Origin of the sequence: Blastococcus sp. Marseille-P5729, assembly GCF_900292035.1 — a bacterium.
In the GTDB taxonomy this organism is placed as follows: domain Bacteria; phylum Actinomycetota; class Actinomycetes; order Mycobacteriales; family Antricoccaceae; genus Cumulibacter.
In genome coordinates this window covers 1-19,500 of record NZ_OMPO01000001.1, presented here as the reverse complement: position 1 = coordinate 19,500, position 19,500 = coordinate 1, and the positions used below count along the sequence as shown (strand labels likewise).

At 70.5% G+C, this 19,500-nt stretch carries 19 protein-coding genes; 7 read left to right on the top strand and 12 right to left on the bottom strand.

Annotation, left to right across the window (positions count from 1 at the left end; all coding sequences use genetic code 11):
• Window positions 1–9 precede the first annotated feature (9 nt).
• The 3 genes from pheT to DAA40_RS00080 are packed head-to-tail and all read right to left on the bottom strand — an operon-like array spanning window position 10 to window position 5,033.
• Window positions 10–2,487 (bottom strand): phenylalanine--tRNA ligase subunit beta, encoded by a 2,478-nt coding sequence (pheT, locus tag DAA40_RS00090; protein WP_106847737.1) that lies wholly within the window; start codon window positions 2,485–2,487, stop codon window positions 10–12.
• Between the two features lie 2 nt (window positions 2,488–2,489).
• Complete coding sequence (gene pheS, locus DAA40_RS00085) at window positions 2,490–3,557, bottom strand: phenylalanine--tRNA ligase subunit alpha (RefSeq protein WP_106847736.1); 1,068 nt, start codon at window positions 3,555–3,557, stop codon at window positions 2,490–2,492.
• A gap of 57 nt (window positions 3,558–3,614) precedes the next feature.
• Window positions 3,615–5,033, bottom strand: a complete 1,419-nt coding sequence (locus tag DAA40_RS00080; RefSeq protein ID WP_106847735.1) for a PLP-dependent aminotransferase family protein — start codon at window positions 5,031–5,033, stop codon at window positions 3,615–3,617.
• Between the two features lie 84 nt (window positions 5,034–5,117).
• Between DAA40_RS00080 and pdxS the strand changes: the two genes are divergently transcribed.
• Entirely contained in the window at window positions 5,118–6,023 is a 906-nt protein-coding gene (gene pdxS / locus DAA40_RS00075) for a pyridoxal 5'-phosphate synthase lyase subunit PdxS (protein ID WP_304529193.1), read from the top strand.
• Entirely contained in the window at window positions 6,020–6,568 is a 549-nt protein-coding gene (pdxT, locus tag DAA40_RS00070) for a pyridoxal 5'-phosphate synthase glutaminase subunit PdxT (RefSeq protein ID WP_199849430.1), read from the top strand. The genes pdxS and pdxT overlap by 4 nt, the downstream gene beginning before the upstream one ends.
• A gap of 34 nt (window positions 6,569–6,602) precedes the next feature.
• Here the strand turns inward: pdxT and DAA40_RS00065 are convergent, their stop codons facing one another.
• The 7 genes from DAA40_RS00065 to DAA40_RS00035 all read right to left on the bottom strand — a co-directional run bounded on the left by DAA40_RS00065 (window position 6,603) and on the right by DAA40_RS00035 (window position 11,498).
• The gene (locus DAA40_RS00065) at window positions 6,603–8,033 is read right to left on the bottom strand and encodes an amidase (RefSeq protein WP_106847732.1); all 1,431 of its coding nucleotides are present in this window, start codon (window positions 8,031–8,033) and stop codon (window positions 6,603–6,605) included.
• Window positions 8,030–8,974 (bottom strand): RNA methyltransferase, encoded by a 945-nt coding sequence (locus DAA40_RS00060; protein ID WP_106847731.1) that lies wholly within the window; start codon window positions 8,972–8,974, stop codon window positions 8,030–8,032. Before DAA40_RS00060 ends, DAA40_RS00065 begins: the two co-directional genes overlap by 4 nt.
• Window positions 8,975–8,985: 11 nt before the next feature.
• Window positions 8,986–9,360, bottom strand: a complete 375-nt coding sequence (gene rplT, locus DAA40_RS00055; protein ID WP_106847730.1) for a 50S ribosomal protein L20 — start codon at window positions 9,358–9,360, stop codon at window positions 8,986–8,988.
• A gap of 39 nt (window positions 9,361–9,399) precedes the next feature.
• On the bottom strand, window positions 9,400–9,594 hold the full coding sequence (gene rpmI / locus DAA40_RS00050; protein WP_106847729.1) for a 50S ribosomal protein L35: 195 nt from the start codon (window positions 9,592–9,594) through the stop codon (window positions 9,400–9,402).
• A gap of 65 nt (window positions 9,595–9,659) precedes the next feature.
• Entirely contained in the window at window positions 9,660–10,232 is a 573-nt protein-coding gene (gene infC / locus DAA40_RS00045) for a translation initiation factor IF-3 (protein WP_255413463.1), read from the bottom strand.
• Between the two features lie 343 nt (window positions 10,233–10,575).
• Window positions 10,576–11,010, bottom strand: a complete 435-nt coding sequence (locus tag DAA40_RS00040; RefSeq protein WP_158716139.1) for an SseB family protein — start codon at window positions 11,008–11,010, stop codon at window positions 10,576–10,578.
• A complete protein-coding gene (locus DAA40_RS00035) occupies window positions 11,007–11,498 on the bottom strand; it encodes a PH domain-containing protein (protein WP_158716138.1) in 492 nt (163 codons plus the stop codon). The genes DAA40_RS00040 and DAA40_RS00035 overlap by 4 nt, the downstream gene beginning before the upstream one ends.
• 49 nt (window positions 11,499–11,547) lie before the next feature.
• On the opposite strand from DAA40_RS00035, the gene DAA40_RS00030 reads away from it, so the two are divergent.
• Complete coding sequence (locus DAA40_RS00030) at window positions 11,548–12,102, top strand: uridine kinase (protein ID WP_106847725.1); 555 nt, start codon at window positions 11,548–11,550, stop codon at window positions 12,100–12,102.
• A 19-nt stretch (window positions 12,103–12,121) separates the two neighbouring features.
• Here DAA40_RS00030 and DAA40_RS00025 read toward each other — a convergent pair whose 3' ends face one another.
• Window positions 12,122–13,813, bottom strand: a complete 1,692-nt coding sequence (locus DAA40_RS00025) for a PucR family transcriptional regulator (RefSeq protein ID WP_106847724.1) — start codon at window positions 13,811–13,813, stop codon at window positions 12,122–12,124.
• Between the two features lie 140 nt (window positions 13,814–13,953).
• On the opposite strand from DAA40_RS00025, the gene DAA40_RS00020 reads away from it, so the two are divergent.
• Genes DAA40_RS00020 through DAA40_RS00005 form a run of 4 tightly spaced genes read left to right on the top strand, consistent with a single transcriptional unit; the run spans window position 13,954 to window position 19,067 of the window.
• Window positions 13,954–14,724 carry a DUF2877 domain-containing protein gene (locus tag DAA40_RS00020; RefSeq protein WP_158716137.1) on the top strand — a complete coding sequence of 257 codons (771 nt, stop codon included), beginning with the start codon at window positions 13,954–13,956 and terminating at the stop codon, window positions 14,722–14,724.
• Window positions 14,717–16,246 (top strand): FdrA family protein, encoded by a 1,530-nt coding sequence (locus tag DAA40_RS00015; protein WP_106847722.1) that lies wholly within the window; start codon window positions 14,717–14,719, stop codon window positions 16,244–16,246. Before DAA40_RS00020 ends, DAA40_RS00015 begins: the two co-directional genes overlap by 8 nt.
• Complete coding sequence (locus DAA40_RS00010; RefSeq protein WP_234356169.1) at window positions 16,243–17,658, top strand: DUF1116 domain-containing protein; 1,416 nt, start codon at window positions 16,243–16,245, stop codon at window positions 17,656–17,658. Before DAA40_RS00015 ends, DAA40_RS00010 begins: the two co-directional genes overlap by 4 nt.
• On the top strand, window positions 17,655–19,067 hold the full coding sequence (locus DAA40_RS00005) for an amidase (RefSeq protein ID WP_106847721.1): 1,413 nt from the start codon (window positions 17,655–17,657) through the stop codon (window positions 19,065–19,067). Before DAA40_RS00010 ends, DAA40_RS00005 begins: the two co-directional genes overlap by 4 nt.
• Here the strand turns inward: DAA40_RS00005 and DAA40_RS16005 are convergent.
• Window positions 19,064–19,210 carry a hypothetical protein gene (locus DAA40_RS16005; RefSeq protein ID WP_158716136.1) on the bottom strand — a complete coding sequence of 49 codons (147 nt, stop codon included), beginning with the start codon at window positions 19,208–19,210 and terminating at the stop codon, window positions 19,064–19,066. The two genes, DAA40_RS00005 and DAA40_RS16005, sit on opposite strands and share 4 nt — an antisense overlap.
• Window positions 19,211–19,500: the final 290 nt, after the last annotated feature.

Below are 19,500 nucleotides of genomic sequence, written 5' to 3'. Positions count from 1 at the left end.
GTGAGCGGTCTACCGAAGGACGCCGCCGTGCCGCTCCCGCACGGCCGAGATGACCGCCTCGCGGACCCCGGTGATCTCCTCACCGCCGAGGGTTCGATCATCAGCGCGCATGGTCAGCGCGAAGGCCAGCGACCGCTTGCCGTCTCCGACCTGCGCGCCGCTGTAGACATCAAACATGTGGACGTCCTCCAGCAGGTCGCCGCCCGCGTCGCGGATCGTCGCCTCCACGTCCGCGACCGGGAGATCGGCATCCAGTACGAACGCGAGGTCCTGCGTGGCTCGCGGGAACGGGGAGACCTGGGGCGCGGTCGCCTCAGCGTCGCGGGCGTCGATGAGCGCCTCCAGGTCGATCTCGGCGACGCTGGTGCGCCGCGGCAGATCGAGCTCCTCGCACACCTGCGGATGCAGCTCGCCAGCGTAGCCGATGACCTCGCCCGTGCTCAGCGCGATCGACGCGCAACGGCCGGGGTGCCAGGGCGCCATTTCGGCGCGCGTGATCGTGATCGCGGTCCCGACGGCGTCGGCAAGCCGGCGTATCGCCTCGATCGGTTCGCGCCAGGTGGCCCGCGCGCTCGCGGCGAACCAGCTCGCGGGGCGGGTCCCGGCGGTGGCCACGGCCGCGTGAAGGCGCTCCACCGGACGGGCGGCCTCGAGCGCGGCGAGCTGTTCGCTCGTCGGCTGGATACCGCGGTCGATGATCGGTGCGGCCGACCGGGGCCGTGCCGGCTCGAAGAACACCACTCCCGTCTCGAAGGTCGCCACGTGCTCGGCGCCCCTGCTGACGTTGCGCCGCACCGAGGCCAGCAGGCCGGGGAGCAGCGTCGTCCGGAGGGTTGCCTGGTCGGCCGCGATCGGGTTGGCCAGCCGGACGCTCTGCCGGCGCCGGTCGTCGGCCGCGACCCCGAGCCGGTCGAGGTCGGCGTCGTCCTGGAAGGACATCGACGGGGTCTCGACGTACCCGGCGGCGGCCAGTGCCCGACCGGCCGAGCGGCGTGCCCGCTGGACGGCGTTGAGGCCACGGCCGGCCATCGCCTTGGGCAGCACGGAGGGGATCTTGTCGTAGCCGTCGATCCGGGCGACCTCCTCGGCCACCCGGCTCGGCTCTACGAAGTCAGGCCGCCAGGGCGGTGGGGTGACGATGAGCTGGTCGCCGTCCGGGTCTACCTGGCAGCCCAGCCGCTGCAGCACCTCGGTGATCCGGTCGACGGAGTAGTCCACCCCGACCAGGTCGCGCACTCGCTGCGGTTCGACGGTGATCGGGCGGGGCAGTGCCGGCTCGCCGACCCGCAACATGGTCGGCTCGGCCGGGCCCCCGCCGTGCTCGACGAGCAGCGCAGTGGCCAGCGCGCTCGCCCGCGGGGCGAGTGTCGGGTCGACGGTTCGCTCGAAGCGTCGGCCGGCCTCGGACAGCAGCCCGTGCTTGCGGGCGGTCCTGCTGATCGAGGTGGGGTCGAAGTGCGCGGCCTCCAGCATGATGCTGGTGGTGGAGTCGGAGATCTCGGCGTGCTCGGCGCCCATCACTCCGGCAATGCCCTGGATGCCGGCCTCATCGGTGATCAGCAGGTCATCGGCGGAGAGCGTGCGCTCGACGTCGTCCAGGGTGGTGATCCGCTCGCCCTCGAGCGCCTTGCGCACGATGATCCGGCCCTGGAGCTTGTCGAGGTCATAGGCGTGCAGCGGCTGTCCCAGCAGCAGCATGACGTAGTTCGTGACGTCGACGGCGAGGCTGATGGGACGCATGCCCGACGCGGTCAGTCGTCGCGCCATCCACGCGGGCGTGGGCGCGGCCGGGTCGAAGCCGCGGATGATCCGGGTGGTGAAGACATCACAGGCGGGATCGGCCAGCTCGACCGGGAAACCGTCGCCCTCCGGCGCTGCAGGAACCTGGTCGGCGGGGTCGGTGAACGGTACGCCCAGGACCGCTGCGAGGTCGCGGGCGATCCCGCGCAGCGCCAGCTGGTAGCCCCGGTCGGGGGTGGGCTCGGTGACCAGGACGACGTCGTGCAGCCCGAGGTACTCGACCGCATCGGCACCGATGGGGGCGTCGTCCGGCAGCACCAAGATGCCGTCGTGGTCCTCCCCCAGGCCCATCTCGCGTTCGGAGCAGATCATTCCGTCGGAGACGCGGCCGTAGGTCTTGCGCGCCGAGATGTGGAAGTCTCCGGGCAGGACGGCGCCCGGCAGCGCCGCGACGATCTTGTCGCCAACGGCGAAGTTGGTTGCGCCGCAGACAATCCCGCGCGTCTGCTCGGGATCGCTGCCGTCGTCGAAGCGCACCTGGCAGTAGCGGATCGGCTTCTTGAACTCGGTGAGCTCCTCGATCTGGGCAACCTCGCCGACGTACAGCCCGGCAACGTCGTCCGGGCCCAGGCCGCCGATCTCGTCGACCTCAATGCCGGCGCCACTGAGCAGGTCGCCGATCTCCTGGGGGCTCTTTCCGTCGAGCTGGGGTACCAGCTCGGTCAGCCACGCGAGCTGAACGCGCATGCCTACTGCTCCATTCCGAAGTGGCGGGTGAACCGGACGTCGCCGTCCACGAACTGCCGCAGATCGGCGATCCCGTTGCGGAACATCACGGTGCGGTCGATGCCCATGCCGAAGGCGAATCCCGAGTAGACCTCGGGGTCCACACCGCAGGCGCGCAGCACATTGGGGTCGACCATGCCGCAGCCGCCCCACTCGATCCACTGCGGGCCGCCCTTGGCGTGCGGGAACCAGAGGTCGACCTCGGCCGACGGCTCGGTGAAGGGAAAGAAGTGCGGCCGCAGGCGGGTGTGCGCCCCGGCGCCGAACATCGCCCGCGCGAAGCGGTCGAGGGGGCCGCGCAGGGGCGCCATCGACAGCCCCTTGTCGACCGCCAACCCCTCGACCTGGTTGAACACCGGCAGATGGGGCGCATCCATAGGATCGTCTCTATATACACGTCCTGGTACGACGACGTACACCGGGAGCTCTCGCGTCAGCAACGACCGGATCTGGCCCGAGCTCGTGTGGGTGCGCAGCACCACGCCGTTCTCGGGCGGGTCCAGGAAGATGGTGTCCTGCAGGCTGCGCGCGGGATGGTCGCGCGGCGTGTTGAGGGCATCGAAGACATGCCACTCGGTGTCGGCCTCCGGCCCCTCTGCCACCTCGTATCCCATGCCGATGAACACGTCGGCGATACGCTCGGCCACGGTGGTCACCGGGTGCCGGGCGCCGGTCGGTCCCGACCCGGTCGGCATGGTGACGTCGACGGCCTCCTCACGCAGGACCTGCTCGTTGCGACGGCGGGCGAGCTCCGCGAGCCGGGCGTCGTACGCCGTCTGCACCGCCTGGCGCGCTTGGTTCACCCGCTTGCCCGCGTCGGCCTTCGCCTGCGGCGGAAGCGCACCGATCTCGCGCCGGGCCAGGGAGATCGGTGCTCGATCGCCGATGTGCTGCGCCTTCAGCGGGTGCAGCGCGTCGAGATCCGCGGCGGCCGCGAACGCGGCGCCGGCATCGTCGACGGCCCGCTGCAGGCTCTCGGGCGAGAGTGCAGCGACCTGCTTCGGGTCGTAGTTGTCATTCGGTGCCGACATACCGGTCCGTTCGCGTTTGGGAGCCTCGGGTCTGCGCGATGGCGCAACTCCTCGATTCTAGTCGGCGACCGGCAACCGGTTTCCTGGGCGCTGGTTCGCCAGCACCCCGCGGATGACCTCCAAGGCCTGCCGCAGGTCGGGCTCGGGCACGCCCCCGTAACCGAGCACCAGGCCCGGCCGGGCTCGGTCCGGTCCGGAGGCCCAGTAGTCGGCGAGGCTCGCCACCGCGATGCCGTGCTCGGCGAGCGCGGCGATCACCGACTGCTCGTCGTGGCTGAGCCAGAGCACCGCGTGCAGCCCGCCGTCCATCGGGTTGACCCGGACGCCGTGGACATCCGCCAGGGCAGCCGTCACGAGGTCGCGTCGACGCCGGTAGACCCGCCGCATCCGTTGCGTGTGCCGCGCCAGCGCTCCCGAGGCGAGGTAGCGGGCGAGCGCACGCTGGGCAACCAGTCCCACCGGTTGGCCGAGGTCGCGTCGCACGGACGCGGCGTCGTCCACGAGGTCGGCGGGCAGGACGAGGAACCCGGTGGCGAGCGCGGGCGTGAGCGTCTTGCTGAACGTGCCCAGCAGCGCGACCTGCGCGGCGGCCAGGGAGGCGAGCGCCGGCAGCGGCTCGGAGGTGTAGCGCAGCTCGGAGTCGTAGTCGTCCTCGATGACCCGGACGCCGTGCCGGCCGGCCCACTCGAGCAGGGCGGCCCGGCGGTCGATCGGGAGGGTACCGCCGAGGGGATACTGGTGCGACGGCGTCACGATGACGGCATCGGGGGCCGCGGTGGTCGGCAGCGCCGCGGTGACCAGGCCGCGGGTGTCGGTCGGCAGCGAGACCATATCGATCCCGTGCCGGCTCAGCACGCGGCGCAGCCCGGGAAATCCCGGGTCCTCGACCCCGACCGAGCGGATCCTGGCCGCATGCAGCAGCAGCGCCAGCCCCTCGCGCCCGCCCGAGGTGACGGCGATGCGTGCCGGATCCACCAGCACGCCCCGCATCCGGCGAAGGTGCTCGGCGACCGCCGCCTGCAGCGCGGGCAGGCCCAGCGATGGCGCCGGGACGTCGACCGGCTCGGCCGCCGCCTGCCGCCAGGCGGCCCGCCACTCCGCGCTGGGCAGATCGTCCTGCAGCGGGCGCCCCGGGCGCAGGTTGACCCGGGGCGCGGGCGGGTTCGACGAGACCACCCGCGGTACGCCCGCGGCCGGCGTACCGAGCTGCGGCAGCAGCGGGTTGATCCGGGTGGCCCCGCCCGGGACGGTCGTGAGCCACCCTTCGGCGAGCAACTGGTCGAAGGCCGAGACCACGGTGCCGCGGGAGACGGAGAGGTGCCGCGCCAGCGCGCGGGAGGACGGCACGATCTCACCCGGGCGCAGCACCTCCTGGCGGGCGAGCCGGCGGATCGCCTCGGCCAGCTGAGCCGGCAAGGCGATGCCGGAGTCCCGCTGGAGCGCTAGGGGGAAGCCGGGCTCAGTGGACTGACGCACGCACCCCTCCAGGCAACTGGTCTACCGAATCTCGGTCGATTCTGGCTCTAGCAGAGGTCCAGTATGCCGGACAGACTGGACCGCGTGACTGAACAGAACTCCACCAAGGGCACCGCGCTGCTGCAGCGCGGGCTGGCCGAGATGCTCAAGGGCGGCGTGATCATGGACGTCGTCACCCCCGACCAGGCGCGGATCGCCGAGGACGCCGGCGCGGTCGCCGTGATGGCGCTCGAACGGGTGCCGGCCGACATCCGCGCCCAGGGCGGCGTGGCGCGGATGAGCGACCCGGACCTGGTCGCCGGAATCATCGACGCGGTCTCTATCCCGGTGATGGCGAAGGCCCGCATCGGCCACTTCGTCGAGGCGCAGGTCCTGCAGCACCTCGAGGTCGACTACATCGACGAGTCCGAGGTGCTCAGCCCGGCGGACTACCTCAACCACATCGACAAGCGCCAGTTCACGGTGCCGTTCGTGTGCGGCGCGACGAACCTCGGCGAAGCCCTTCGCCGCATCACCGAGGGCGCCGCGATGATCCGCTCGAAGGGCGAAGCCGGCACCGGCGACGTCTCCGAGGCGACCAAGCACATCCGCACAATCCGCCGGCAGATCGCCGAGCTGTCCGCGCTTGCCAAGGCCGAGCCCGATGCACTGTTCGTCGCCGCGAAGGAGCTGCAGGCGCCGTACGAGCTGGTGCGCGACGTCGCCGAGCGCGGCGCGTTGCCGGTGGTGCTGTTCGTCGCGGGCGGCGTGGCCACCCCCGCGGACGCCGCGATGATGATGCAGCTGGGCGCGGACGGCGTGTTCGTCGGCTCTGGGATCTTCAAGTCCGGCGATCCCGCCCGCCGAGCCGCGGCGATCGTGAAGGCGACCGCCCAGTACGACGACCCCGCCGTCATCGCCGAGGTCTCCCGCGGGCTGGGCGAGGCGATGGTCGGCATCAACGTCGGTGACCTCCCGGCCCCGCATCGCCTCGCCGAGCGGGGCTGGTGAGCGCTGCCCCACCCGCGGCGACCGTCGGCGTACTGGCGCTGCAGGGCGGCGTCCGCGAGCAGGCGCACCTGCTGTCCGCGCTCGATGCCCGGGTCAGCCTGGTACGCCGCCCGGCCGACCTGATCGGCCCCGACGGGCCGCGGGTCGATGCGCTCGTGCTCCCCGGCGGCGAGTCATCGACGATCGACCGGCTGCTGCGCACGTTCGAGCTGTTCGAGCCGCTGCAGCAGCTGGTCGCTGCGGGACTACCCACCCTCGGCACCTGCGCAGGCCTGGTGCTGCTGGCGGCCCGGGTCCTCGACGCCGCCCCGGGGCAGCGCTCGCTGGGCGCGCTGGACGTCGACGTGCGCCGCAACGCGTTCGGCGCCCAGGCGCACTCCAGCGAGCAGCACCTGGACACTGCCCTCGGCCCGGCGCACGCGGCGTTCATCCGCGCCCCGCTGGTGGTGCGCACCGGAGACGATGTCGAGGTGCTCGCGCGTACGTCAGGCGGGATCGTCGCGGTGCGGCAGAACCGGGCGATCGGCATCTCGTTCCACCCCTAGCTCACCGGCGACCTGACCTTCCACCGGGCCCTGCTCAGCTGAGCGGCTCCCCGTCGAGCACGGGCGGCCGGCGCTGGGCGTGTCCCGTCGCTTGCTCGAACGTCCTGGCGATCGACAGCAGCAGGGCATCGGCGCGGGGAGCGGCGACCATCTGGACGCCGACCGGCAGCCCGGCATCGGTGAACCCGCCCGGCACGCTGATCGCGGGCGTTCCGGTGGCCGTGATGTCGCTGCAGGCGCGCATCCACTCCAGGTAGGTGTGCATCGGCCGGCCGTTGATCTCGGCCGGGTACTCGATGCCGATGTCGAAGGGGACCACCTGGGCGGCCGGCACCAGCAGGACGTCGTACTGCTCGAAGAACTGCACCACTCGCTGGTAGAGCTGCTCGCCCCACACGAGCGCCCGCGTGAGGTCGTCGACGCTCAGCGCGCGGCCCTTCTCGACGTTCCACCGGATCGCCTCCTTGACCTGATCGGGGTGCAGATTCACCACCGGTCCGAGGTTCGCCGCGAACTGCCAGGCCCGCCGGATGCCGAACACCTCGTCGGCGTGCGTGAGGTCCGGCATCGCGCGCTCGACACTCGCGCCCAGCGCCTCGAAGGTCTCCCCCGCCCGCGTCACGATGTCGACGACCTCGGGCTCGATGGGCATCATGCCGCCGAAGTCGGCAGCGACCGCGACTCGCAGCCGGGCCGGGTCGATCTCGCGCACCGGCGCGAAGCCGGTGCCCGGCGTGTCGAGGCTGGCCGGCGCCCGCAGGTCCGGCCCGGCCATTACCGACAGCAGCAGCGCGAGGTCGTCGACACTGCGCGCCATCGGGCCGCTCGTCGAGAGGGTCAGCTGGCCGAAGGCGTCCGGCGCGTTGGGCACACGGCCCGGCGACGGCCGCAGCCCGACCACATTGCAGAAGGACGCCGGGTTGCGCAGTGAGCCGCCCATGTCGCTGCCGTCCGCCAGCGCGATCATGCCGGTCGCGAGCGCGGCGGCCGCGCCTCCGGAGCTGCCGCCGGCCGACCGGGCGAGGTCGTACGGGTTGTGGGTGGGGCCGAAGACCGGGTTGAAGGTGTGCGAGCCGGCCGCGAACTCCGGGGTGTTCGTCTTCCCCAGGCTGATGACACCGGCGTGTCGGAGTCGTGAGATCACGAGGTCGTCGGACGTCGGAACGTTGTCGGCCAGCAGCGGCGATCCGCTGGTGGTGCGGATGCCGGCCGTGGCATGAGTGTCCTTGTGCAACATGGGCATGCCGTGCAGCGGTGGAAGATCGTCATTGCTCACGGCGTACTCGTCGGCCGCCCGCGCGGCTTCCAGCGCCTGCTCGGCCACGAGCGTGACGACCGCGTTGACCCGCGGGTTGACGCGCTCGATCCGCGCGATGAACGCCTCGGTGGCCTCGCGGCTGGAGATCTGCCCGCTACGGAGCGCCTTTGCGAGCGTGGTGGCGGGCATGCACGGGATGTCGGTCATCGGTGGCCTCCCAGGGTCATGCCCGGAGGCCACCGGTGGGCGCGGGCCGATGCGAACAGGCAGATCGCGGCTGCGGTCGAGAGGTTGAGCGACTCTGCCAGGCCCCGGATGGGGATGCGTATCCGCAGATCGGCCAGCCCGGCGATCTCGTCGGGAAGGCCGTGGGCCTCGTTGCCGAACAGCCAGGCCGTCGGCCGCTCCAGGCGGCCGGTATCGATCGCGTCGTCGAGATCGAGCGACGCCTCTCCCTCGGTGGCGATCACCTGCAGGCCGCCCGCCTGCATCGACCGGATCGCCGCGACGGTGTCGCCCTGGACCGCGATCGGCGAGTGGAACAGCGAGCCTGCCGTCGAACGCACGGTCTTGGGGTTGTACACATCGACGCTGTCGCCGAGCACCGCGATGCCGTCCGAGCCCGAGGCGTCGGCGCAGCGGATGATCGTGCCGAGATTGCCGGGGTCGCGGACGTCGACCGGGACGGCGAGCAGGCGGGGACGGTGGATGCGGGCATTGTCGTCCTGCGAGGTCTCTAGCGGACGTCGGCCGTTGTCGACGAGCGTGTGGAGCGGTACGTCGAGGGTGGCGCACCGGGCGAGGATGCCCTGCGGGGTGACGGCGTCCGAGAGGGAGGCGATGGCCTTTGCATCGCAGTGCACGGCCGGCACCGACCGCTGGGCGGCGAGCGCCAGCAGCTCGGCGTGGCGCTCGGTGAGCGCGGCGTCGACATACACCTCTTCGACGTGGACGCACAGGCCGTTCGGATGAGCGGCGCCGCCTGCGGATCCGTGGAAGCGCAACGCCTCGCGGACGGCTTGCGGTCCATCGGCGAGGAAGGCCTGCTGCTCGCGGCGAACGGCCCGACGCAACAGCTTGCGAGAAGCAGCAACCCGGGCCGATCGCGCGGTGGCGACCTGCCCGGGCTGCGGTGCCGGGGGGTTCAACGAGCTAGGTCTCAGGCGGCAGGCTTCTGCGCCGGGACGTTGGCCTTGGCCACGTCGACGAGCGCAGCGAAGGCGGCCTCGTCGGTGGCAGCCAGGTCGGCGAGGATCTTGCGGTCGACCTCGACACCGGCGGCCTTCAGGCCCTGGATGAACCGGTTGTAGGTCATGCCGTTGGCGCGGGCACCGGCGTTGATGCGCTGGATCCACAGCTGCCGGAAGTCGCCCTTGCGCGCCTTGCGGTCGCGGTAGTTGTAGGTCGCCGAGTGCAGCACCTGCTCCTTGGCCTTGCGGTACAGGCGCGAGCGCTGCCCGCGGTAGCCGCTGGCCTGCTCGAGGATCGAGCGGCGCTTCTTGTGGGCGTTGACGGCCCTCTTCACACGTGCCATGAGTAGTTCAGTCCTTCAGGTCTTCGTCGGTTGCGAGGGCTACTTGCCGAGCATCTTCTTGATGCGCTTGGCGTCAGCGGGGCTGAGCACCTCGATACCGTCGAGGCGACGCTTGCGGGTCGAGGTCTTGTACTCGAACTTGTGCTGGCGGTTGGAGCGCTCGCGCACGAGCTTGCCCGAACCGGTCACGCGCACGCGCTTGGCGGTGCCCTTGTGGGTCTTCTGCTTTGGCATCTCTAGGTCGGTCCTTCGGTGGGTGCGTGCCGAGCCGTGGTCGGACGGCCGGCGTACGCCGATCGCTACGCGGTTGCGTTGCCGGCGTCGGTCTGGTCGTTCCGCTGGGGCTGGTTGGCCTTCTGCGGGTTCTTGCGGGTGGCGTTGGAGCGGTGCGGAGCGACCACCATGATCATGTTGCGTCCGTCGAGCTTGGGCGCCGACTCGACGAACCCCAGCTCCTCGATGTCGCTGGCCAGCTTCTGCAGCAGGCGGAAGCCCAGCTCAGGTCGCGACTGTTCGCGGCCGCGGAACATGATGGTGATCTTGACCTTGTCGCCGGCCTTCAGGAACCGGACGACGTGGCCCTTCTTCGTGTCGTAGTCGTGCTGATCGATCTTCGGGCGGAGCTTCATCTCCTTGATGACCGTCAGCGACTGGTTACGACGTGCCTCGCGCGCCTTCTGCGCAGCCTCGTACTTGAACTTTCCGTAGTCCATGAGCTTGCAGACGGGCGGGCGACTGTCCGGGGCGACCTCGACGAGATCGAGATCGGCCTCCTGGGCTAGGCGGAGCGCGTCCTCGACCTTGACGATGCCGACCTGCTCGCCCTCGGGCCCGACAAGTCGTACCTCAGGTACGCGGATGCGCTCGTTGATACGCGGCTCGACGCTGATGAGTCCTCCTCAGTAGCAATGGATGCTGGTGCAACATGCATTGAGAAGACACTTCCGAGACGTCCCGTGAGCGGACGTGCCGACACCAAGTGCCGGTCGTTGGCGCGCGGCGAGCCGATCGCCGTACGCCGACCTCATGACCCAAGTCGTGACTGTGGAAGCTGTCGAACGCTCAGGTGGGAGTGATCTCCACTTTGCAACGCGACGCCCAGACGTCGCGCGGTCGCAGTAGATCAGAGTACCAGGGCAGGGCGGCTCGCCCAACAGATACGCAGGGCGTACCCGGTCACACATGCCTGATCAGGGCGGTGGGCGCCCGAGGCGCTCAGTCCCCGAGGAGCGCGGCGACCGGGAGGGTCGCGGTGATCGGGCCATCGAGGTCCACCACGCACATGGTGTGGCCGTCGTCGGCAGCCATCGACGCGAGGATGGAACCCACATGGGGCAAGGGACGAGCATCGGGGCGCCAGGCCACCAGCCGCTCGATCCCCGTGAACACCGCCAGCGCGGTCATGCCGTCCTCGCGACGCAGCGCGATCATCCCGAGCCGGCCGGATTCCGGGGCGACTGCAGGAACGTAGACGCGGGCCTTGCGGAAGGCCTCGATCACCGCCCGCTGCTGCCCGGTCGTGTCGCCGGTCCCGGTCGCCCAGGCATACAGGGCGCGTTCGAGATCGGCGTCGGGCAGGCCGTCGTCGGCATCCTTGGCCAGGCTGTGCGGCAGCGGCCGCTCGCCCGGCGCCCCCAGGGGCCCGATCACGTCTCGTCCGGGCGCGCGCCGACCGCCGACCGGTGCAGCTCGCGCAGGCGCTTCATCGCATCGACCGCGCGCTGACCGTCGGCGACCTGCAGACCGAGCATCGAGAGCCGGTCGTCGTCCTGCAGGTCGAGGATCCCCCATGATGCGCCCTGCGACACACCGACGTCGCGGACGACGCCCCACGGCACCACCTTCGTGGTGAAGACATTGCGGACCTTCACCCGTCGGCTGTTCGCCCACACCCGGGGCCGGGTGAACATGAGCGCTCCTGCGGCGAGGATCAGCCCGATGCCGCCGATGGCGATCTGATCGGACACCGTGAAGATCGTGCCCGCCTCGCTCTGTTTGAGCATGATCCCGGCGACGATGCCGGTGACCGTCATGACGACCGCGGTGACGATGGACCAGATGATCAGCTTGCGCGGCTTGCTGATCAGCTCCATCGGCTCGTCCGCCGGCTGAGGACGCGTTTGATCAGGGGTGCTCACCCCTCCAGTGTCCCAGATCCGCCGGGAAGCGGGGCTACGATGCTGGCCGATGCCCGTCTACGACCTCAACTCGATCAGTGAGCAGATCCGGCAACGCCGACCGCAGGCGGGTGCTCTGGTGGTCGCCGTCGACGGACGGTCGGGATCGGGCAAGAGCAGGCTGGCGAGGCGACTCGGGCGGGCCCTCGGCAAGTTCACGATGCTGCGAATGGACCACGTCGTCCCCGGCTGGGACGGCCTCGAGGAGTCGGTGCGGCTGATCCGCCCCGCGCTGGAGGCGCTGCGTAGCGGCGAACCCGCCCGATACCGCACCTGGGACTGGCTCCGCGGGGACTGGGGGCAACCGCTGCACCGCCCGGCCGCGCCGACGGTCGTGATCGAGGGCTGCGGGAGCGGTGCGCGATCGCTGGCCGACCTCGTCGACTACCTCGTATGGGTCGACGTCCCAGCCGAGATCCGGTACGAGCGAGCCATGGCCCGGGACGGCGCGAGCTACGCCGGGCACTGGGAGCAGTGGGCGCGCCAGGAGGAGGCACACTATGCGGTGAACGCCACCGTCTCGCGCGCCGACCTGGTGATCGACGGACGCCTGCCGGTGCGCTGACGTGGCGCGCCAGGTGCGCTCAGCGGTGGGCTACCCGCATCTGCCACACGTAGATCGACACCAGCAGGTCTGCCCGCAGCCGCGCGTTCGTGGTGAACGGGCCGAGCATCTTCTCGAGCTTGTTCACCCGGTACCGCAGCGTGTTGTAGTGGAAGTGCATCTGGCGGGCGGTCTCGGCGACGTTCAGGTTGGTGTCGAGCAGCACCATCAGGGTGCGGCGCAGCTCATCGATCTCGGGGTCGCCCTGCGGCTGCGCCAGCTCGCCGAGCGTGTCGGCGAGAAACGAGCGCAGCTCGGTCGAGTCCGGCACCCACGACAGCAACCGGTAGAGCCCGAGGTCGTCGAATCGCGACACCGTGCCGGCGTCGTCCACCATCCGGCCGACCCGGACCGCCTCCCAGGCCTGGGCGTACGCCGCGGGCAACCCGTCCAACCCGTTCTCCACCACCCGGGAGACCCCCACGACGCCGTCGTACGAGCGGCCCGGGGCGCCCAGTACCGATACCAGGTCGGTGACGGCCTTGGTGGACGGAGCGACGCCGTCCGGGCAGCCGAGCACGGCGACGGACTCGGAGGCGAAGGTCGCCGTCGCCGCCGTGGCATCCACCGACCGTACCCGGCTGGACCACGCCTTCGCGCGCTGCTCGGAGCGTCGATCCGCCGACCCCTCGGACGACGGGTCGTCGGCAGCCAGGATCACGACCTTCGGACCGCTGAATCGCCAACCGAATCCGCTCGCGCGCGACTCGGCGGACTCGGCCGAGACCCGGCCGGCGAGCACCTCGCGCAAGAGATCGCCGCGGTACTTGTGCTCCACCGCAGAGACGGCCATCTCGCGGGTCAGCACCAGGGCGGCCACGGTCGCCCCGCGCTCCAGCGTGATCACCTCGGACTGGGTCCATGGCCGGTCGGCACGCAGCGCGATCAGATGACCGCGGCTGCCCTCGGCCTTCACCGATCCGACCGCCAACGACAGCTCGCCGAGGTCGTGGATGCCGTGCCCGAAGACGTTCGCCCGGAATGCGCCGTCCTCGTCGAGGAGGTGAGCGGCCGCCGCGGGCAGCTCGCCGCCGGCCATCTCGCTGAGCTCGCCGGTGCGGTCTGCAAGCGCCACCACCACGCGCGCGCCTTCTGTCGACAGCTGCGCGTGCAATGCAGCGACGACCTCCGGCATGCCCTTTCCGTGCAGGACGAGCTGGGTGAGGTCCTGGTGCTCCCGCTCGGCGCGGGCGACCGCGTTGGCCGAGAGCCCCAGCACCTCCAGCAGCACCTGGTTGAGCATCTCGGAGAAGGGGATCTCGTCGGCGACCTGCACGATGGGGAATCCCAGGGCATCGGCGCGCTCGAGCATGTCCTTCGGCAGCTCGTGGATGTAGCGCCCCAGCTTTATCGCCAGACCGGCGACGCCGCGCTCGTCGAGCTCGGTGACGAAGTCGACGAGGGCGAGCGGGTTGTTGCGCATCGGGTAGCCGGTCGTCAGCAGCAGCTCGTCGGCACGCACCCACGGCAGGACGTCGGGCACCTCCATGGTGTTGATGCTGTGCACCATGCGGCCCAGTCCGTCGCGGCCCGCAAGCAGCCGCGCACCGGAGAACGACGGCAGCGTGAGGATCTGACGCAGCGGGGAGGCGGCGACCGCGACGGTCCGGCCCTTGCCGGCTGCGCTCTCGCCGGCGTAGCGGTCCTGCTCGAGGTCGGGAAGCTCACTCATGATGACCCAAGATCATGCCACGGGCCGTTGGCGGTCTTTGTCCGGGAGGGGTCAATCGGTCGTCAATAGTTGTCATACTCGCTGCCGCGGCGCGCCCACTACTGTCGGCTGATACGTGGAGGCGATCACAGGAGGTAGGCATGCCGCAGCCACCGTCCGTCGTCGGTCTGCCGGTCCGCGCGGCGAGCGCCGCCCGCGCCGCCCTCGCGCTGTGCCCGCCCGGCGAGGTGCTGGTCCATCGGCAGAGCTTCGCCCACACCCATCTCTACGCCGGCTCGTCGGGGCTCGTCGCGCTCACCGACCGCACGGCCAGCCACTCGGTCTGCGGCGTCCGGGTCGATCCGCAGACCTTCGCCGAGCTTGCCGACGTCCGCTATCTGCTGGCCGGCGACCGGGTGCTGGCCGCGGATCGCTTCACCATCGAGCTGCGCCGGATCTGGCGCACCCGGGTGCCGCGGCTGCGCCTGCCGTCGCGGGCGACCCTGGAGGATCTTCGCGATCGCCTCGCCGACGCCGCGCTCGGCCTCCCGCTCGGCACCGAGCTGCGGCCGGCCGCACTGGTCGGCCTGGGCGGCGGCCTGACCCCATCGGGGGACGACATCCTCTGCGGGGCGCTCGGCGCGGCCCATGCGTGGTCAACCCAGGCCCGCATCGACGAGCTCTGGAGCGAGGCGATCGGCCGGATCGCCACGACCACCGACCTGTCCGGGCAGTTCCTGCACGCCGCGTGGCGGGGTCAGGTGGCCGGTGAGCTGCGGGCGCTGCTGATGGCGCTGCCCACCCACCGCTGGCACCCGGCGTACGACGAGCTGTTGCGCGTCGGCCACACCTCCGGCGCTGACCTGGCCCATGGAGTGTTTCTGATGCTGTCCACCCTTCACGATGAAGAGGAGAACCGGATCGATGACTGAGCACATCGACGTGCGCAAAGGCGTCTACTACGACTCCGTCACGCTGCTGCGGATCACCCAGGCCGCGCGCATCGCGGACGGCGTGACGGATGCCCAGGTCGCGATGGCGACCGAGCTGAACATCGATCTTGCCCGCGCGATGGGCTTCGAGGTCCCGGAGGGCACCACTGCCAACGACCTGCTCATCACCTTGCGTGGCGCCGATCAAGAGGCGATCGATCGCGGCATCGCCGCCTTCGAGGCCGCGCTCGCCGAGGCTGCTGCTGCCGGTCGCGCCGCCGGCGGACTGGGCAGCGGCCCCGCACCCCAGACCGTGCGGTCTGCGGTGAACGCACGGCCGGATGCATCGTTGGTGCTGCTGTCCGTGCCGGGCGACAACGTGCTCGCAGAGGCGATGGACGCGATCGCGGCGGGACGTCACGTGATGGTCTTCAGCGATAACGTGCCGGTCGATCACGAGATCGCCATGAAGGACGCCGCAGCCAAGGCAGGCGTGCTGGTCATGGGGCCGGACTGCGGCACAGCCATCGTGGGGGGCGTCGGGCTGGGGTTCGCCAACGTGCTCGGGGAGCACGACGGCGACAGCGTCGGCGTGATCGCTGCCTCCGGTACCGGTGCGCAGCACCTGACGTGCCTGCTCGACGACGCGGGCGTGGACATCTCGCACGTGCTCGGGCTGGGTGGGCGCGACCTGTCACAGGATGTCGCCGGCCGCAGCGCCCTCCAGGCCCTGCAGATGCTCGGCGAGGACCCCGAGACAGCGCGGATCGTCATCGTGTCGAAGCCGCCGCATCCCGAGGTCGCCGCCAAGGTCACCGCGGCTGCGGAGGCGCTGGACAAGCCGGTCACGATGATCCTGCTGGGCCAGGGTCAGCCCAACATCACCGAGGGCGTGACCACCGTGCTCGGCGAGCTCGGCCGGCCGGTCCCGACGTGGCAGACCTGGAATGCCGACACGATCACCGGGCAGGCCGGCGCGCTGCGTGGGCTGTTCTCCGGCGGCACGCTCGCGGACGAGGCGATGCTGGTCGCGGGGGCGACGCTCGGGGACATCCGCTCGAACATCCCGCTGCGCGACGACCTCGCGCTGCCGGGTGAGGCCACCGGGTCCGCCGTACCGCAGCTGTCTGGTCTGGGTCACGTGGTGGTCGACCTCGGGGACGACGAGTTCACCCGCGGCAGGCCGCACCCGATGATTGATCCGAGCGTGAAGCTGGACCTCATCGCTGCACAGGCCGCTGACCCAGAGGTGTCGGTGATCCTGCTGGATGTCGTGCTCGGGCACTGTGCCGAGCCGGATCCGTCGGCCGCACTGGCGCCTGTCATCAAGGACGCGATCGCCTCGGCCGACCGGTCGCTGACCGTGGTCGTGTCGCTGTGCGGCACCGCCGGAGACCCCCAGGATCGCGACCGGCAGGCCCAGGCGCTGGCCGACGCCGGCGCAGCCGTGTTCGCCTCGAACGCCCAGGCCGCCGCGACGGCGGCCGCCATCGCCGCCGGAACCGAAGGAGCAGCCCAGTGAGCCAGCCCGTCAACCTCCTGCAGACCCCTCCTGCGGTCATCACCGCCGGCATCGACCTCATGGCGCAGGCGCTGGCCGACCAGGCCGTCGAGGTCGTGCCCGTCGACTTCACCCCCGCCGCCTACGACGACCCGGAGGTGTTGCCGGCGCTGACGAAGGTGCTCGCAGACCCGCGACTGGCCGGCGCCAACGCGCAGGCGGTGCAGAAGATGATCGACGTGCGCGCGATGATCGTCGACGTCGTCCCGGCCGGTGCGGAGCTAGGCATGAAGCCCGGTGACTTCTTCCATGCCGGCCCGCCCATCACCTGGGAGCGCGCATCCGGTCCGATGCGTGGCGCGCTGATCGGCGCGATGATGTTCGAGGGGCTCGCCGTCGACCCCGAGGAGGCCGAGCGCAAGCTCGAATCCGGCGAGGGCATCACGCTCTCGCCCTGTCACGACCACGACGCCGTCGGGCCGATGGCCGGGGTCGTCTCGCCACGCATGTACCTGTTCAAGCTGCGCGACGAGTCGACCGGCAATGTCGCGTACTGCTCGCTCAACGAAGGTCTGGGCAAGGTGCTGCGATACGGCGCCTACAACGATGAGGTCATCACGCGGCTGAACTGGATGGCCGACGTGCTGGGTCCGGTGCTGCAGGCCGCCGTCCGGGCTACCGGGCCGATCGACGCGACCGCCATCGTCGGGCAGATGGTGCAGATGGGCGACGAAGGGCACAACCGCAACCGCGCCGGCACGCTGATGCTCCTGCGCGAGATCCTGCCGGCGCTCGTATCGAGCGACTTCGATGCCACCGACATCGCCGAGGTGTGCCGCTTCGTCGGCGCGAACGATCACTTCTTCCTCAATGTCGTGATGCCGGTCGGCAAGCTGATGGGCATGGCGGCGTCCGGGATCCCCGGATCGTCGGTGGTGACGGTGATGTGCCGTAACGGCACCGACTTCGGCGTGAAGGTCTCCGGCACCGGGGACGAGTGGTTCACCGGACCGGCCCAGACGCCGGACGGGCTGTTCCTGGCCGGGTTCGACGAGGACGACGCCAATCCCGACATCGGCGACTCGGCGATCACCGAGACGATGGGCATCGGCGGCATGGTGATGGCGACGGCGCCGGCGATCGTGCGACTCGTCGGGGGCGCCGTCCCCGACGCGCTCGAGACGACGGCGCGGATGTACGAGATCACCGAGGGCGAGAACCCGAACTTCGCGGTGCCGATCCTGGAGTTCCGCGGATCGCCCACCGGCATCGACGTGGCCAGGGTGTTGCGCACTGGAATCCTCCCGCAGATCAACACCGGCATGGCTGGGCGGGTCGCGGGCACGGGCCAGGTGGGCGCCGGTTTGGTCAATCCGCCACTGGAGTGCTTTACGCAGGCGATCATCTCGCTGGCGGCCAAGGCATCCGCATGACCGACGACATCGTCTACGACTCTGCGTGCAGCCTCGTCGCCCGGATGGCGTCGAAGGAGATCTCCGCACGCGAGGTGCTCGATGCGCACCTGGCCCGCATCGACGCAGTCAACGGCGATGTCAATGCGATCGTCACCCTGGTTCCCGAGATCGCTTATGAGACGGCGAAGCAGGCCGATGCCGCGATCGCACGCGGTTCGCTACTCGGCCCGCTGCACGGTCTTCCGATCGCACACAAGGACAATCACGTGACCGCCGGCATCCGTACCACCTTCGGATCGAGGTCCCGGGCCGATTTCATCCCCGACATCACGGACCTGACCGTTGCGCGCCTGCAGGAGGCCGGATGCGTGACGATCGGGAAGACGAACATCCCGGAGTTCGTCGCGGGTGGAAACACATTCAACGAGGTCTTCGGCATCACTCGGAATCCATACGACCTCTCGCTCACGGCGGGCGGATCCTCCGGCGGTGCCGCCGCGGCCCTGGCCGCGGGCATGCAGCCGCTCGCCGACGGTAACGACTTCGGCGGGTCGCTCCGGCTGCCGGCCGGCTACTGCAACGTCGTGGGCTTTCGGACGTCGTCCGGCCGCGTACCTGTCTGGCCGGCCGCCGACGGTCTCGTCGGGCTGTCCGTGCACGGACCAATGGCGCGGACGGTGGACGACGTGGCGCTGATGCTATCGGTGATCGCGGGCCCGTCGCGGCTGGCACCCAACTCGCTCGAGCTCCCGGGCTCGGCGTTCGCCGAGATCCCAGGCGACGGGCTGAGCGGAAAGAAAGTCGCGTACTCCCCCGACCTGGGTGGCGCGATCCCGGTCGAGCCCGAGATCGCCGCTCTCGTGGAGAAGGCTGCGCAATCCTGCCGCGAGGCCGGCGCGGAGGTCGTGCACGCAAGCCCGGACTTCACCGGCGCGGCCGAGGCCTTCCGAGTGCTTCGTGCGTGGGCGTTCGAGGCCGGCATGGGTGTGCATCTCGATGCCCACCGTGAGCTCGTGCGCGAGTCGCTCTACGACAACATGGCGCGCGGACGCGAGCTTTCCGGCCCGCAGGTCGGCGCCGCCTCGATCGCCCGGACCGCGATGTTCCACCGGATGCGGGAGTTCCTCGACGAGTACGACTGCCTGCTGCTACCGGTGGCGCCGCTGCCGGCCTTCGACTGCGAGCAGGAGTACCCGTCGTCCGTCGCCGGCGTCGAGATGCCCGACTACCTGGGTTGGATGGAATCCTGCTTCGACGTCACGATCACCGGCCACCCCGCGATCTCAGTGCCAGCCGGCTTCACTCGGCCGGGTTCGCCCGCCGGAGTGCAACTGGTCGGGCGGCACCGCGACGAACTAAGCCTGCTCGCGATGGCGAAGGCGTTCGAGTCGGTCACTGGTTACGCGCAGACCCGACCCGTTCTCTAGACACGGCCACCAGTAGCCGACCGGAGCATGATCCAGGTCTGCGGACCGTCCTGGCCCAGGTGGAGCTCGTCGACGATCTCGAAGCCGTGGGCGCGGTAGAGGGTCACATTGCGTTCGGTCATCGTCTCCAGGCGGATCGGCATCGACAGCTTCATCCAGATTCGCGCAGTTGATGCCGAAGTGATCGATCATGAGCCCAGCCTGACATCTAGGCCCGACAACTATCCCGTCTCATCCGCCGGGTGATCTCCCGGCTATGGCCCGGCCCGTTTGAGTGCGTCGATCGCGCCTGCGAGTCGACGTTCGATGCCGGGTGGTGCTGGTCCTCGGGGTCGGTTCAGGGCGCCGTGGCCGGCCCCGGCGTCGCGATCTGCGTCGACGGTCGCGGCAGGTGTCGGGTCGGGTGCTGCCAGCAGGGGTGGGGGTGGGTGGC